The 14,123-nt window shown below is 69.4% G+C and carries 10 protein-coding genes; 6 read left to right on the top strand and 4 right to left on the bottom strand.

Annotated elements, in window-relative coordinates:
• The first annotated feature begins 40 nt into the window (after positions 1-40).
• On the top strand, positions 41-3,568 hold the full coding sequence (dnaE, locus tag KZ810_RS09690) for a DNA polymerase III subunit alpha (RefSeq protein WP_219768873.1): 3,528 nt from the start codon (positions 41-43) through the stop codon (positions 3,566-3,568).
• A 23-nt stretch (positions 3,569-3,591) separates the two neighbouring features.
• On the opposite strand, the gene KZ810_RS09685 is transcribed toward dnaE, so the two are convergent.
• From KZ810_RS09685 to KZ810_RS09670, 4 genes are read right to left on the bottom strand one after another with little or no spacing between them, the layout of a single operon-like run.
• Positions 3,592-4,674: a PA0069 family radical SAM protein gene (locus tag KZ810_RS09685; protein WP_219768872.1), complete on the bottom strand. Its 1,083-nt coding sequence runs from the start codon at positions 4,672-4,674 to the stop codon at positions 3,592-3,594.
• A 48-nt stretch (positions 4,675-4,722) separates the two neighbouring features.
• The gene (gene moaB / locus KZ810_RS09680; RefSeq protein WP_219768871.1) at positions 4,723-5,250 is read right to left on the bottom strand and encodes a molybdenum cofactor biosynthesis protein B; all 528 of its coding nucleotides are present in this window, start codon (positions 5,248-5,250) and stop codon (positions 4,723-4,725) included.
• A gap of 4 nt (positions 5,251-5,254) precedes the next feature.
• Positions 5,255-7,072 carry a lytic transglycosylase domain-containing protein gene (locus KZ810_RS09675; RefSeq protein ID WP_373369154.1) on the bottom strand — a complete coding sequence of 606 codons (1,818 nt, stop codon included), beginning with the start codon at positions 7,070-7,072 and terminating at the stop codon, positions 5,255-5,257.
• 2 nt (positions 7,073-7,074) lie between these two features.
• Positions 7,075-7,857 carry a uracil-DNA glycosylase family protein gene (locus KZ810_RS09670; RefSeq protein ID WP_219768870.1) on the bottom strand — a complete coding sequence of 261 codons (783 nt, stop codon included), beginning with the start codon at positions 7,855-7,857 and terminating at the stop codon, positions 7,075-7,077.
• A 135-nt stretch (positions 7,858-7,992) separates the two neighbouring features.
• On the opposite strand from KZ810_RS09670, the gene KZ810_RS09665 reads away from it, so the two are divergent.
• The 5 genes from KZ810_RS09665 (at position 7,993) to recA (ending at position 14,020) form a co-directional block, all read left to right on the top strand.
• Positions 7,993-9,636 (top strand): electron transfer flavoprotein-ubiquinone oxidoreductase, encoded by a 1,644-nt coding sequence (locus KZ810_RS09665; protein WP_219769074.1) that lies wholly within the window; start codon positions 7,993-7,995, stop codon positions 9,634-9,636.
• 46 nt (positions 9,637-9,682) lie between these two features.
• Positions 9,683-11,290: a tetratricopeptide repeat protein gene (locus tag KZ810_RS09660; RefSeq protein WP_219768869.1), complete on the top strand. Its 1,608-nt coding sequence runs from the start codon at positions 9,683-9,685 to the stop codon at positions 11,288-11,290.
• A 12-nt stretch (positions 11,291-11,302) separates the two neighbouring features.
• Entirely contained in the window at positions 11,303-12,142 is an 840-nt protein-coding gene (locus KZ810_RS09655) for a 4-(cytidine 5'-diphospho)-2-C-methyl-D-erythritol kinase (protein WP_219768868.1), read from the top strand.
• Complete coding sequence (locus KZ810_RS09650) at positions 12,112-12,843, top strand: enoyl-CoA hydratase/isomerase family protein (protein WP_219768867.1); 732 nt, start codon at positions 12,112-12,114, stop codon at positions 12,841-12,843. Before KZ810_RS09655 ends, KZ810_RS09650 begins: the two co-directional genes overlap by 31 nt.
• Positions 12,844-12,946: 103 nt before the next feature.
• Complete coding sequence (gene recA, locus KZ810_RS09645; RefSeq protein WP_219768866.1) at positions 12,947-14,020, top strand: recombinase RecA; 1,074 nt, start codon at positions 12,947-12,949, stop codon at positions 14,018-14,020.
• Positions 14,021-14,123 lie beyond the last annotated feature (103 nt).

Below are 14,123 nucleotides of genomic sequence, written 5' to 3'. Positions count from 1 at the left end.
GATGCTGGTCGAATCGCTCGCGCGCGCCTAGGTTGCAGCGATGCCGCATTCCGGGTTCGTGCCGCTCCGCATCTTTTCCTGCTACACCATGCTCGACGGCGCGATCGATCCGAAGGCGATCGCCAAGCGCGCGGCGAAACTCGGCTTTCCCGCCGCCGCGCTGACCGACCGCAACGGTCTCTATGCCGCGATGGCCTTCTCCGATGGCGCGTTCGCCGCGGGCGTCCAGCCCGTGATCGGCACGATGCTGGGCATCTGCCGCCCCGATATGCCGGAGGGTAGCGCGCCCGTGGTCGACTGGATCGCGCTCTACGCGCAGGACACGACCGGCTACGACAATCTGTGCGCGCTTGTCAGCCAGGCGCATCTCGACCGCCCGCTCGAACACGCCCCGCACGTCGGCTTCGACGCGCTGGAGCGGCACGCCGCCGGCCTTCTCGCGCTGACCGCGGGCGGCGAGGGTGCGCTCGCGCGCCTGTTCGCCGAGGATCAGCCCGCGCGGGCCGCGGCCTATGCCGATCGCCTGCTGTCGCTGTTCCCCGACCGGCTCTACGTCGAACTTGTCCGCCGCGGTGACGCGATCGAGGACGCGGCGGAGGAGGCTCTGATCGAGCTCGCTTATGCGCGGAACCTCCCGCTCGTCGCGACCAACCCGTCGTGCTTCGAGGAAGCGAGCTTCGGCGAAGCGCACGACACGATGCTGTGCATCGCGAACTCGACCTATGTCGAAACCGAGGATCGCCCGCGCAGCTCGCCCGAGGCATGGATGAAACCCGCCGCGGAGATGCGCGCGCTGTTCGCCGACCTGCCCGAGGCGATCGACAACACGCTGGTCGTCGCGCAGCGCTGCGCGGTGGCGGCGCCCAAGCGCAAGCCGATCCTCCCCAGCCTCGCGGGCGACCGCGAGGGCGAGGCGGCGATGCTGCGCGACCGCGCGCGCGAGGGGCTCGAGGCTCGCCTCGTGCGGATCGAGGAATTGGCGCAGGCGGCGGGCGACGCCGCCGAGCCGCTCGCGCCCGACTGGAAGCAGGGGTACCGCGACCGGCTCGAGTTCGAGCTCGACGTCATCATCCAGATGGGTTTCCCCGGCTATTTCCTGATCGTCGCCGACTTTATCCAGTGGGCGAAGTCGCACGACATTCCGGTCGGCCCGGGGCGCGGATCGGGTGCGGGCAGCGCGGTCGCCTGGGCATTGACGATCACCGATCTCGACCCGATCAAGCTCGGCCTGCTGTTCGAACGCTTCCTCAACCCCGAGCGCGTGTCGATGCCCGACTTCGACATCGACTTCTGCGAAACGCGGCGCGGCGAGGTGATCCGCTACGTGCAGGAGAAATACGGCCGCGATCAGGTCGCGCAGATCATCACCTTCGGTAAGCTGAAGGCGCGCGCGGTGTTGAAGGACACCGGCCGCGTGCTGCAGATGAGCTACGGGCAGGTCGACCGCCTCGCCAAGCTCGTGCCCAACCACCCGACCGATCCCTGGGACCTGAAGCGCGCGCTCAACGGCGTGCCCGAACTCGCCAAGGAATATGCCAACGACAATCAGGTCCGGCACCTGCTCGACCTGGCGACGCAATTGGAGGGCCTGCCGCGCCACTCGTCGACGCACGCCGCGGGCGTGGTGATCGGCGACCGGCCGTTGGCGCAGCTCGTGCCACTCTACCGCGACCCGCGCTCGGACATGCCGGTGACGCAGTTCGACATGAAGTACGTCGAGAGCGCGGGGCTGGTGAAGTTCGACTTCCTCGGCTTGAAGACGCTGTCGGTTCTGAAGAAAGCGGTGCAACTGCTTGCCAAACGCGGCATTTCGATCGATCTCGACGCGCTCGCCTGGGACGACGAGGCGGTCTACCGGTTGCTTCAGAGCGGCAACACCGTGGGCGTGTTCCAGCTCGAATCCGAGGGCATGCGCCGCACGCTGTCGGCGGTGCGACCGACCAATTTCGGCGACATCGTCGCGCTCGTGTCGCTCTACCGCCCGGGTCCGATGGACAATATCCCGTCGTTCGGTCGCCGCAAGCAGGGCACCGAGCCGATCGAATATCCGCACGCGCTGCTGGAGCCGATCCTCGCTGAGACCTACGGCATCTTCGTCTACCAGGAACAGGTGATGCAGGCCGCGCAGGTGCTCGCGGGCTATTCGCTCGGCGGCGCCGACCTGCTGCGCCGCGCGATGGGCAAGAAGGTCAAGGCGGAGATGGACGCGCAGCGCTCGATCTTCGTCGCCGGGTGCCAGGAAGTGAACGGGATCCCCAAGGCAAAGGCGAACGAACTGTTCGACTTGATCGACAAGTTCGCGGGCTACGGCTTCAACAAAAGCCACGCCGCCGCCTACGCGCTGCTCGCGTATCAGACCGCGTGGCTGAAGGCGCACCACCCGCACGAATTCTTTGCGGCATCAATGTGTTACGACCTGCACTTAACTGACAAGCTCGCGATCTTCGTCGAGGATGCGCGGCGGATGAACGTCGAGCTGCTGCCGCCGTGCATCAATGCCAGCCAGGCCGAGTTCGACGTGGAGCCGACCGCCGACGGTGGCCTCGCGGTGCGCTTCGCACTCGCCGCGCTCAAATCGGTCGGCGAAGGCGCGATGGAGCGGCTGGTCGAGGCGCGCGCGCAGGGCGGCACGTTCAAGAACCTGTCCGACCTCGCCGAGCGGGTCGACCCGCGCCTGATCAACAAGCGGCAGCTGGAGACGCTGGCGGCCGCGGGCGCGTTCGACGGGCTCGAACCCAATCGCGCGGGCGTTCACGCGGTCGCGGAGACGATCCTCGCAGTGGCGGCGAGCGCGCATCACGGCCGCACCAGCGGGCAGGGCGGCCTGTTCGGCGAGGAAAGCCACGCCGGCGACGTGATCAAGCTGCCCACGACGGCGCGCTGGAGCCTGAGCGAGCGGATGGAGCAGGAGAAGGACGCCTTCGGCTTCTATTTCTCGGCGCACCCGGTCGATCGGCACCGCATGCTCGCCAAGATGCACGGCGCGCGCACCTTCGCGTCGCTCGGTGAGCTTCACATCGCCGATGGAGCGCGCGTCGGCGCGACGCTCGCGGTGCTGGTCGAGGAAGCGCGCTGGCGCACCTCCGCGCGCGGGCGGCGCTATCTGATGGCGACGCTGTCGGACGCGACCGGGCAGTTCGCGGCGACCTGTTTCGAGGACGGCACCACCGCCGACCTGGAGGAGGCGGCGCGGATCGGCGGGTGCGGGTTGCTGACGGTCGAGCTCGATCGCCGGCCTGGCGAGGAAACGCCGCGCGTCAGCGTCAAGGCGATCAAGCCGTTCGAGACGCTGGCGGCGACGACACGCTTCGCGCTCGAGGTGACGCTGAACGACGCCGCCGCAATCCCCGCGCTCGCCGCGCTGATCGGGGAGCGGCGCGGGCAGCGCGGCAAGGTGACGCTGAATGTGCCGGTGCCCGAGGCGGTAGCGGGGGGCGGCACCGCGCGCGTGCTGCTCGGGCACGATTTCTCGCTCGACGCCGAACTTGCCGAGCATATCGAGGCACTGGCGGGCGTCGCCGCGGTCAGTTTCGACGTCGAGGAGGTCCGCCTGCGCGCGGTCGGCTAGCACGACGTGCCCGGCCCATCGGCCTAGAACAATTCGCCCTGCGCGCCCGCGGGCGGGCGAAAGCGCGAGCAGTCGAGGTTCAGCCGGCGGCGCTCGTCGCTGAACCCGTGTTTCGCACGCGCGATGCGGAACCGCGTGCGCAGCAATTCGGCCCATACGCCTTGCCCGCGCATCCGCGTGAAGAAGCCGGGATCGTTGTCCCGGCCGCCCCGCAGCGACTGGATCGTCGCCATCACCTTGCCCGCACGGTCGGGAAAATGCTCGTCAAGCCACGCGCGAAACAGCGGCGCGACCTCCCACGGCAAGCGTACCGGGATGTACGACACGCCCAGCGCCCCCGCCGCCGCCGCGGCCGCGACGATGTCCTCGACCTCGTGATCGGTCACCGCGGGGATCACGGGTGCCATGTTGACGTAGGTCGGCACCCCCGCCTGCGTCAGCCGGCGGACCGCGGCCAGCCGCCGCGCGGGCGTCGGCGCACGCGGCTCGACCGTCATCGCGATGCGCGGGTCGAGCGAGGTGATCGAGATCGCGACCGCGGCCTGTTGCTGCGCCGCCATTTCGCCGAGCAGGTCGATGTCGCGCACGACCCGGTCTGATTTCGTCGTGATCACCACCGGATGCGCGCACGCCGCCAGCACCTCGAGCAGCGCGCGGGTGATCCGCCAGTCGCGCTCGATCGGCTGATAGGGATCGGTGTTGGTGCCCATCGCGATCGGCGCGCACGAATAGCCGGGCTTGCGCAACTCCGCGCGCAGCAGCTCGGCCGCATCGGGCTTGGCGAACAGCCTCGTCTCGAAATCGAGCCCGGGCGAGAGGTCGTGGAAGGCGTGGCTCGGCCGCGCGAAGCAGTAGATGCAGCCGTGCTCGCATCCGCGATAGGCGTTGATCGAGCGGTCGAACGGCACGTCGGGGGAGGTGTTGCGGGTGATGATCGTCCGCGGATGCTCGACCGTGACGGTGGTACGGACCGGTGCGGCCGCGCCGTCGACGCCCTCGCGCGCGTCGAGCCAGTCGCCGTCCGCCTCGATCTGCGGCAGGTCGAAGCGGCGGCTCGCGACGTTGAGCGTCGCGCCCCTGATCGCCCGAGTCCTTTGTGCCGCCATGCCCCGGATCTAACCGGCGGGGCGGAACATAGCAAGAACGTTAGCGGATCAACGTTCGAGCAGGCGCGGCATCAGCTCGACGAAATTGCAGGGGCGATGGCGGCTGTCGAGCTGATCCTTGAGGATACCGTCCCACGCGTCCCTGACCGCGCCGGTCGAGCCGGGCAGCGCGAAGATGTAGGTGCCGCGCGCGACGCAGGCGCAGGCGCGGCTCTGCACGGTCGAAGTGCCGATCGTCTGGTACGACAGCCAGCGGAACAGCTCGCCGAAGCCCGGGATCATCTTGTCGGCGACGCGCTCGACCGCCTCGGGCGTCACGTCGCGCCCCGTCACCCCGGTGCCACCGGTCGTGATGATGCAGTCGACCTCGGCATCGTCGATCCAGCGGTCGAGTTGCGCGACGATGTCGTCGGCGTCGTCGCGCAGGATCACGCGGTCGGCGAGCACGTGCCCCGCCGCCTCCAAACGCTCGACCAAAGTGTCGCCCGAGCGGTCATCGGCCAGACCGCGCGTGTCGGATACCGTCAGCACGGCGATGCGGACGGGCAGAAAGGCCCGGCTCTCGTCGATCGGCACGCGGTTACTCGGCGCGGGTCGAGGAGGCGGGGCTGACCGCGCCGTTGATCGCGATCGCGGTGTTCGGCGCCTGCGCGTTCATCCGCACCGCGGTCGCACCGGGCAGGCCGGGGAAGCGCGGCCACATCCCCTGCGCCAGCGCGGAACGGCTGGGCGAGGCGGCCTTGCCGCCCTGCGCCTCGTACATCCAGTAATTGCGCAGCACGGTCACGACATAGCCGCGCGTTTCCCAATAGGGGATGCTCTCGATGTAGAGCAGCGGATCACCGCCGTCGCGGACGATGCCGTTCCATTCGCCGACGTGCTGCGGCCCGGCGTTGTACGCGGCGATCACCTTGGGCAGCAGCCCGCCGGTCATGCCCATGTCGCGTAAGCGCTCGATATGGCGCTGCCCGATGTCGATGTTGGTCGAGGGGCGGGTGAGCGCGGCCTGATCGACCGTCATCCCGCGCTCGCGCATGTAATCGGTCGCCGCGGCGGGCATGATCTGCATCAGGCCGTACGCGCCCGCGGGGCTCTTCACCTTCGCGCGGAACCCCGATTCCTGCAGCGTGTGCGCGTAGACCAGCGCCTTGTCGATCCGCCAGCCGCTGTCGGGGGTCCAGCTCGGCTGCGGGTAGCGCGCCTCCGCGGTCGCGGTCACGCCCTGCGGCATGTTGTGCGCCATCCACACGGTGGTCGCGGGCAGGTCGAGCTGTTCGGCGAGCCGGGTCAGGCTGGCGAATTCGGCGGGTGCGCCGATCCGCGCCTGCTGGCGCAGCACGCTGTCGGCTTCCTCGTCCTCGCCGATCTCGATGAGCGCCGCGGCGACGCGGACGTTGGGGCGACGCTCGAGCGCGGCCCAATCGCCCGAAACGCCGCTCGCGTCGCGCTGCGGCCGCGACTTGGCCAGGTCGATCCCTAGCGCCTGCCGCGCGAGCAGCCCGTAAAAGGTTTCGTTGAACTGCGACGCCTGTTTCAACCGCGCCTCGACCTTGTCGGGTCGGCCGCACATCATGTCGGCGCGCGCGGCCCAGTAGAGCGCGGTCGCGCGCAGGTCGGTGTCGGGAGCGCGCGCCGCGACATTCTCGAACGCGGGGCCCGTCGCGCCGCAATCCTTCTGCCGCCATGCCGCGAGCGCCCCGGTCCAGCGCGCCTGGATCGTCCAGTCACCGACGCCGTTCTCGGCCTTCGCCGCCAGCGCGCGCGCCTCGCGGTCCAGCCCCTGGAGGAAATAGATCCACGCGATCCGCGCCTGCCACTCGGTCTGCGCCTCGGGCGACAGGCCCGGCGTCTGGTCGAGCAGCGCCTCCGCCTCGGCGCCCATGTCGGCCTTGATGAACGGCTGCATCCGCGTGGCGAGATCGGCGGCGATAAGGTCGCTCTTGGTCGCCTTGGCGCGTCCGCGGACGGGCGCGCCGTCGTTCCAGATCAAGCGTTGCTGCACCGGCAGCGGCGGCAGTTCGGTCACGCCGCGCAGCTTCGCGATCCGCGCGATCTGGTCGGCCTGCGGCAGTTCGGGCGCTTCGTTGATGAGTTTGAGCAGCGCGTCGGCCTCGACCTTGGGGCTGCCCTTGGCGGTGTATAATTCGGCGCGCGCGTAGGTGTGCAGGGGGCCGGGCGCCATGCTGTCGAGCGCGATCTGCGCGTCGCTCCACCGGCTCTCGCGGATCGCGGCGAACACGGCGCGGTAACCGTCGCGCTGTTCGGGGGTCAGTTGTGCGGGGATAGCGGCACCGCGCGCGGCGGTTGCCGGCTCGGCCAATGCGGTCGACGCCATCGCGCTCGACGTCAGCACGGCCAGCCCGCACGCGGCCACCGCGCCCGCGCGTTTCAGACCCATTCTCACGACGCCAGCCCCTTGTTCAGCAAGATCAGATCCTTCCACGCCTCGGCCTTGCACGCCGGCCGGTCCAGGAGGACGCGGGGGTGATGGCTCGCCACGACACGCGTGCTTCTTCCATTCTTATGGTTAAAGGCGTGCAAACGCTCGCGCGCGCCAGCGACGTTCGTCGCCAGAACGGCACGGGTCGCCGCATCGCCCAGCAGCAGCAGATGGGCGGGCGCGGTGAGCGACAGGTGTTGGCGCGTCACCTCGCCCAGTCGTTGCTCCAGATCACGCGGCACACGCCCGATCGTCGGCCGGCGCACGCAGACGGAGGCAAGCAGCACCTCGTCGCGCGACAGCCCGATCGCGCGCAGCATGTTGTCGAACAGCCGGCCGATCTCGCCGCCGAGCAACGTGTCGCGATCGCCGCGTTCGGGGCAGTCGACCAGCACCATCAGCGCGGCATCCGCCGGGCCGGCCGCGGCGATCGCCTCGCCCGACCAGATCGCATCGGGCGCGTCGCGACCCATGCGCCACGTCGTGAATTCCGCCAGCGTCGTGGGCAGCACCGCGGGCGAGGCCGCGGCGGCGGGCGCGGCGGAGGCGCCACCATCGCCCGCCGCGCGACTGACGATCGCCGCAGGCTCGTCCGAACCCGGTAAACTGTTCCGGCTCAACCAGTTGACGGGCGCGTCACCCACCACCACGTCGACCCCGGCGGCACGCCACCAGTCGAGCGTGCTTGCCGCCAGATCGGTCCAGTCTTCACTGGCCCAGTCGATATGTTGATCTGCCCCCATTGCTGCCGTGCATAGGATGCGTGGTTGACGCGAAGGTCAAGTTACTGGCACCGCAGCATGGCCAGGATGGTGCTGCGGTGCGACGAGGAGCGCGCCCGCGCGAGAGGAGATTGTGAAGTGAGCGATCGCGAATCGATGCCGTACGACGTGGTGATCGTCGGCGCCGGCCCGGCCGGCCTGTCGGCGGCGATCCGCATCAAACAACTCGCGGCGGAAAAGGACGCCGATATCTCGGTCTGCGTGCTCGAAAAGGGCTCGGAGGTCGGCGCGCATATCCTGTCGGGCGCGGTCATCGACCCTCGCACGCTCGACGAATTCCTGCCCGACTGGCGCGACGACGGCTGTCCGCTCGCAGAGGTTCCGGTCACCGAGAATATCCACTGGGTGCTGACCAAGACCAAGAAGGTCAATTTGCCGCACCTGTGGACGCCGCCGTTCCTCCACAACAAGGGCACCTATACCGGCAGCCTCGCCAACCTCTGCCGCTGGCTTGCGGGCAAGGCGGAGGAACTGGGGGTCGAGATCTTCCCGGGCTTCGCCGCCGCCGAGGTGCTGTTCAATGAGGACGGCAGCGTCAAGGGCGTCGCGACCGGCGACATGGGCGTCGCGCGCGACGGCACGCACAAGGGCGACTATCAGCCCGGGCTGGAGCTGCACGCGAAATACACCTTCTTCTCCGAGGGTTGCCGCGGACACTTGTCAAAGGAGCTGATGCGCATCTTCGATCTGCGCAGCCATTGCGACCCGCAGGTTTACGGCCTGGGCATCAAGGAACTCTGGGACATCGATCCCGAACTGCACACGCCGGGCAAGGTCATCCACACGCAGGGCTGGCCGCTCAGCGAAACCGACGGATCGAACGGCGGCGGCTGGATCTACCACCAGGCGAACGGTCAGGTGTCGATCGGCTTCGTCACCTGGCTCAACTACACCAACCCCTACGTCTCCCCGTTCCAGGAGATGCAGAAGTGGAAGACCCATCCCGAGGTCGCCGCGCTGCTTAAGGGCGGCAAGCGCGTCAGCTACGGCGCGCGTGCGATCTCGGACGGCGGGCTGCAGTCGATCCCGAAGCTCGTCTTCCCCGGCGGCGCGCTGATCGGCGACAGCGCGGGTTTCCTCAACGTGCCGCGGATCAAGGGCACGCACACCGCGATGAAGTCGGGCACGATGGCCGCCGAGGCCGCGGTCGACGCGATCCTGTCGCAGCGTCAGGGCGACGAACTGACCGCCTACCCGCAAGCCTTCGAGACGAGCTGGGTCAAGAAGGAGCTGTCGATCGTCCGCAACGTCGTTCCGCTGGTCAAGAAGTTCGGTGACTTCATGGGCTCGGGCCTCGCGGGCATCACGATGTGGGCCGAATATCTCGGGCTCAAGATGCCGTTCACGCTCCACCATCACCCCGACCACGAGACGCTGTGGCGCAAGGACATGGTCAAGAAGGTCGATTATCCCAAGCCCGACGGCGTGCTGACGTTCGACAAATTGTCCTCGGTGTTCCTGTCGAATACCAACCACGAGGAGGATCAGCCCGTCCACCTGACGCTCAAGGACGCGTCGGTGCCGGTCGCGCACAATCTGCCACTCTACGACGAACCCGCGCAGCGTTATTGCCCCGCGGGCGTTTACGAGATCGTGGGCGAAGACACGCACGATCCCCGTCTGGTGATCAACGCGCAGAACTGCGTCCATTGCAAGACGTGCGACATCAAGGACCCGACGCAGAACATCAACTGGGTCGTGCCCGAAGGCGGTGGTGGACCCAATTACCCGAACATGTGACCTTGTCCGAATTCCCCGTCGTCGCGGTCGTGCGGCGACGGGCTTGATGCTCTTGACCGGTCTGCTGCTGGCATCGCCGCTCGCCGCGCAGACCAACGTCGCCGATACCGGAACGCTCGAGCGCGCGACGCCCTCCCTCGGCGACGATGCGGTTGCGGCCTATATGCGCGCGCGCGTCGCCGATGCGGACGGGCGCGTGGCGCTCGCCGCGCGCGATTACGACGCCGCATTGCGCGGAACGGCGGCCGATCCGCTCGTCGCAATCCGCGCGTATCGCGAGGCGGTGCGCGCGGGCGATTATCCGCTCGCTGATCGTGCCGCGGCGGTATTGGCCGCGCGTGGCGTGTTGCCGAGCGACGCGCCATTGCTGGCACTCGCAGCGGCCGCGCAGGCGAAGGACCGCGCCGCGATCGCGCGTGCGTTCGCCGCGCTCGATGCGACCCCGCTCAGGATCCTCTCCACGCCGCTCAAGGCCTGGGCCGCTTTCGACGATGGCCAGGACCCGCTCGCGACGCTCCCGACCGACGCCGTCGCGCGGCGCTTCGCGCAGGAAAGCCGCGCGCTGGTCCTGATCGCGCAGGGGAAGGGGGCGGAGGGTATCGCCGCGCTGCGCCCGCTCCTCGGCAACGATCAATCCAGCACCGACACGCGGATCGCGGCGGCGCGGCTGCTGATCGGGCGTGGGCAGAAAGCGGCGGCGCGCACGCTCCTCGTCGGCGACGCGCCGCCGGTCATGGCGCTGCGCGACCGGCCGAAGGCGCGCGTCGCGCCGGGGCTCGACTTCGGCATATCCTGGCTGCTCACCCGCGTCGCGTCCGACCTCGCGGCGGGGAAGCCCGGCGGGATCGGCTATACGCTCGTCCAGTCCGCGCTGCGGGTCGATCCGGGTAACGACCGCGCCCGGCTGCTCCTCGCCGGCGCCTTGTCGACCGACGGCGCGACCGATCGCGCGCTCGCGGTGCTCGATCAAGTAGACCCCCGCGGCATCTATGCCGAGCCCGCGCTGTCGGGTCGGGTCCAGATCCTCGCGCAGGCGGGACGCGAGGAAGAGGCGTTGCGTCTCGCCCGCCCGCTCGCCGACGCGCGAGATGCGGCGCCGGGCGCGCAGCAGCAACTGGCCGACCTCTACCTCCAGCGCGATCGCGCGTCGGACGCGGTGCCGCTCTACCGGCGACTGGCCGAACGTGGCGGAGCGGACTGGTCCGACTGGCTGCAATATGGCGCGGCGCTCGACCGGGCGGGCGACTGGCCGGCGGCGCGCACCGCGCTCGAACAGGCGTACGCGCGCGCGCCCGATCAGCCGCTGGTGCTCAATTATCTCGGCTACGCGCTTGTCGAGCACGGTGAGCGGATGGCGGACGCGCAGGCGATGCTCGAGCGCGCGGCGCACCTGCGCGGCAACGATCCCGCCATCACCGATTCGCTCGGTTGGGCTTTGTTCCGCCGCGGCGACGTGTCGCGCGCGCTGCCGCTGATCGAGCGCGCCGCCGCCGCCGACCCGACCAATGCCGAGATCGGCGAGCATCTCGGCGACGTCTACTGGCACGTCGGTCGCCGTTTCGAAGCGCGCTATGCCTGGACCGCGGCGCGCGCTACGGCCGACACGCCCGCGGTCGCCGAACGCCTGGCCGGAAAGATCGCGACCGGCTTGTAAGAAGGAAGCACCGTGTCGGACCAGCGAACCGTCGAGCGCGCGCCGGCGAAGCTCAATCTCGCGCTCCACGTCCGCCGCCGCCGCGACGACGGCTATCACGAGCTCGAGACGTTGTTCGTCTTCGCCGCCGACGGCGACACCGTGACCGTCACGATCGGCGCACCGTCGCTGTCGATCATCGGCCCGTTCGCCGCGGGACTGGACGCAGGCGCGGACAATCTCGTCACCCGCGCCGAGCGCGCGTTCGCGCGTGAGTTCGCCGTCGCCGCGACTCACGCGATCACACTCGACAAGCATCTGCCGATCGCGTCTGGCATCGGTGGCGGCTCCGCCGACGCCGCGGCGACACTGCGCGCGCTGGCACGGCTCCACCGCGTCTCGCCGACCGACGCGAGGCTGTTCGCGATCGCCGCGTCGCTCGGCGCCGACGTGCCCGCCTGTCTGCTCGGCCGTGCTGCAATCGGTCGCGGCAAGGGCGAGGCGCTCGAGGAGATCGAGGGGCTGGGCGACATGCCCGCGCTGCTGGTCAACCCGGGCGTCGCGGTGTCGACCGCCGCGGTCTTTGCGCGCTGGGACGGGTGCGATCGTGGCGCAATGGCGGACGGCGACGCGCCCGCCGCCGCGCTGGCGGGGCGCAATGATCTGCAACCGCCCGCCGTGCAGGTCGCGCCGGTCATCGAGGATGTACTCGCGCTGCTCGGCGCGCAGCCGGGGGTCCGGCTCGCGCGGATGTCCGGGTCGGGTGCGACCTGCTTCGCGCTGTTCGCCGACATGGCCGCGCGCGATCGCGCTGCAGAGGCGATCGCGGCGGCGGAGCCCGCATGGTGGCGACTGGCAACGGTGATCCGGTGATCCGCTTGACCGTCACCGGCGGGGTGGCCCGGATCGCGCTCGATCGCGCCGCGGTGCGCAACGCGCTCCCCGTCGGCGCGTGGCACGATCTTGCGACCGCCGCCGCCCAGGTGCCCGAGGACGCGCGCGCGGTGATGCTGGCGTCCGACGTACCGGGCATCTTCTGCGCCGGCGCCGACCTCGCCGATCTCGCGCGGCTGAGCGACGACGTCGCCGCCCGCGGCACCTTTCGCGAGGCGATGCGCGCCGGGATCGAGGCGATTGCGGCGCTCCCCATGCCCGTCGTCGCGGCGGTCGAGGGCGGGTGCCACGGCGCCGGGGTCGCGCTCGCGCTCGCGTGCGACGTGATCGTCGCGACGACCGACGCGCGTTTTGCGATCCCGCCCGCGCGGCTCGGCATCGGTTATCCCGCCCCCGACGTCGCCCGGCTGGTCGCGCGCGTCGGGCGGGGGCAGGCGGCGCGGCTGCTGTTCACCGCGGCCCCGGTCGACGCCGGCGAAGCGCAGCGGATCGGCCTCGTCGACTTGCTGGGAGAGGCGACGGAGGTGGTCGCGCAGATTGCCGCCAATGACGCGGCGGCGCTGCGGCTGCTCAAGCACGCGATCACCGACCCAGCGAGCCCCAATCACGACCGTCTGTTCGAACGCTCCTTCGCCTCCGCCCGCTTCGCCAAGGGTGTTGCGACCTACAGAAAACCTTGATTCCGGCCATTTGTTCACCACTTGTTCGTATGGAACAAAGTGTGTACACGAGCAGGAACGCGTTGAACGTCACGCGCGGGTGCTCTAGCAAAAGGGATCGGCAATGGCCGCCAAACTTCAGGTGATCGATACCGGCATGGCAACCGCGACTAACGACCGTCAAAAGGCGCTCGACGCCGCCCTCGCGCAGATCGACCGCGCGTTCGGCAAGGGCTCGGCGATGAAGCTCGGGCAGAAGGAAGCGATGCAGGTCGAGGCGATCTCGACCGGCTCGCTCGGGCTCGACATCGCACTCGGCGTCGGCGGGCTGCCGCGCGGCCGCGTGATCGAGGTGTATGGTCCCGAGAGCTCGGGCAAGACGACGCTCGCGCTCCACGTCATCGCCGAGGCACAGAAGAACGGCGGCACCGCCGCCTTCGTTGACGCCGAACACGCGCTTGATCCCGTTTACGCCAAGAAGCTGGGCGTCAACATCGACGAACTGATCGTGTCGCAGCCCGACACGGGTGAGCAGGCGCTGGAGATCACCGACACGCTCGTCCGCTCGAACGCGATCGACGTGCTGGTAGTCGATTCGGTCGCAGCCCTCGTCCCGCGCGCGGAAATCGAGGGCGAGATGGGCGACAGCCACGTCGGCCTCCAGGCGCGCCTCATGTCGCAGAGCCTGCGCAAGCTGACCGGCTCGATCAGCCGCTCGCGCTGCATGGTGATCTTCATCAACCAGCTGCGCATGAAGATCGGCGTGATGTACGGCAACCCGGAGACGACGACGGGCGGCAACGCGCTCAAATTCTACGCCTCGGTCCGCCTCGACATCCGCCGCACCGGCGCGATCAAGGACCGCGACGAGGTGACGGGCAACGCCACCCGCGTGAAGGTCGTCAAGAACAAGGTCGCGCCGCCGTTCAAGCAGGTCGAGTTCGACATCATGTATGGCGAGGGCATCTCGAAGATCGGCGAAATCCTCGACTTGGGCGTCAAGGCCGGGCTGGTCGAGAAGTCGGGCGCGTGGTTCTCCTACGACAGCGTCCGCATCGGGCAGGGGCGTGAGAACGCCAAGAACTTCCTGCGCGAGAACAAGGAGATGGCGGAGCGTCTCGAAAAGGCGATCCGCGCACGCACCGACGCGGTCGCCGAGGAGATGATGGCGGGCCCGTCGGAGGACGACGACATCTGATCGGGGCAGCCGCCCACCACGATCATCGCGCGGCCCGCCGGCAACGGCGGGCCGTGTTCGTTTCGGCGACATCCAAGTCGCGCTTTTTCGATGCCACCCGGCT

It is taken from the genome of Sphingomonas citricola (assembly GCF_019429535.1).
Lineage (GTDB): Bacteria > Pseudomonadota > Alphaproteobacteria > Sphingomonadales > Sphingomonadaceae > Sphingomonas > Sphingomonas citricola.
Note: the sequence above shows the minus strand (reverse complement) of the source record. Positions and strands in the feature narration are given on the sequence as shown.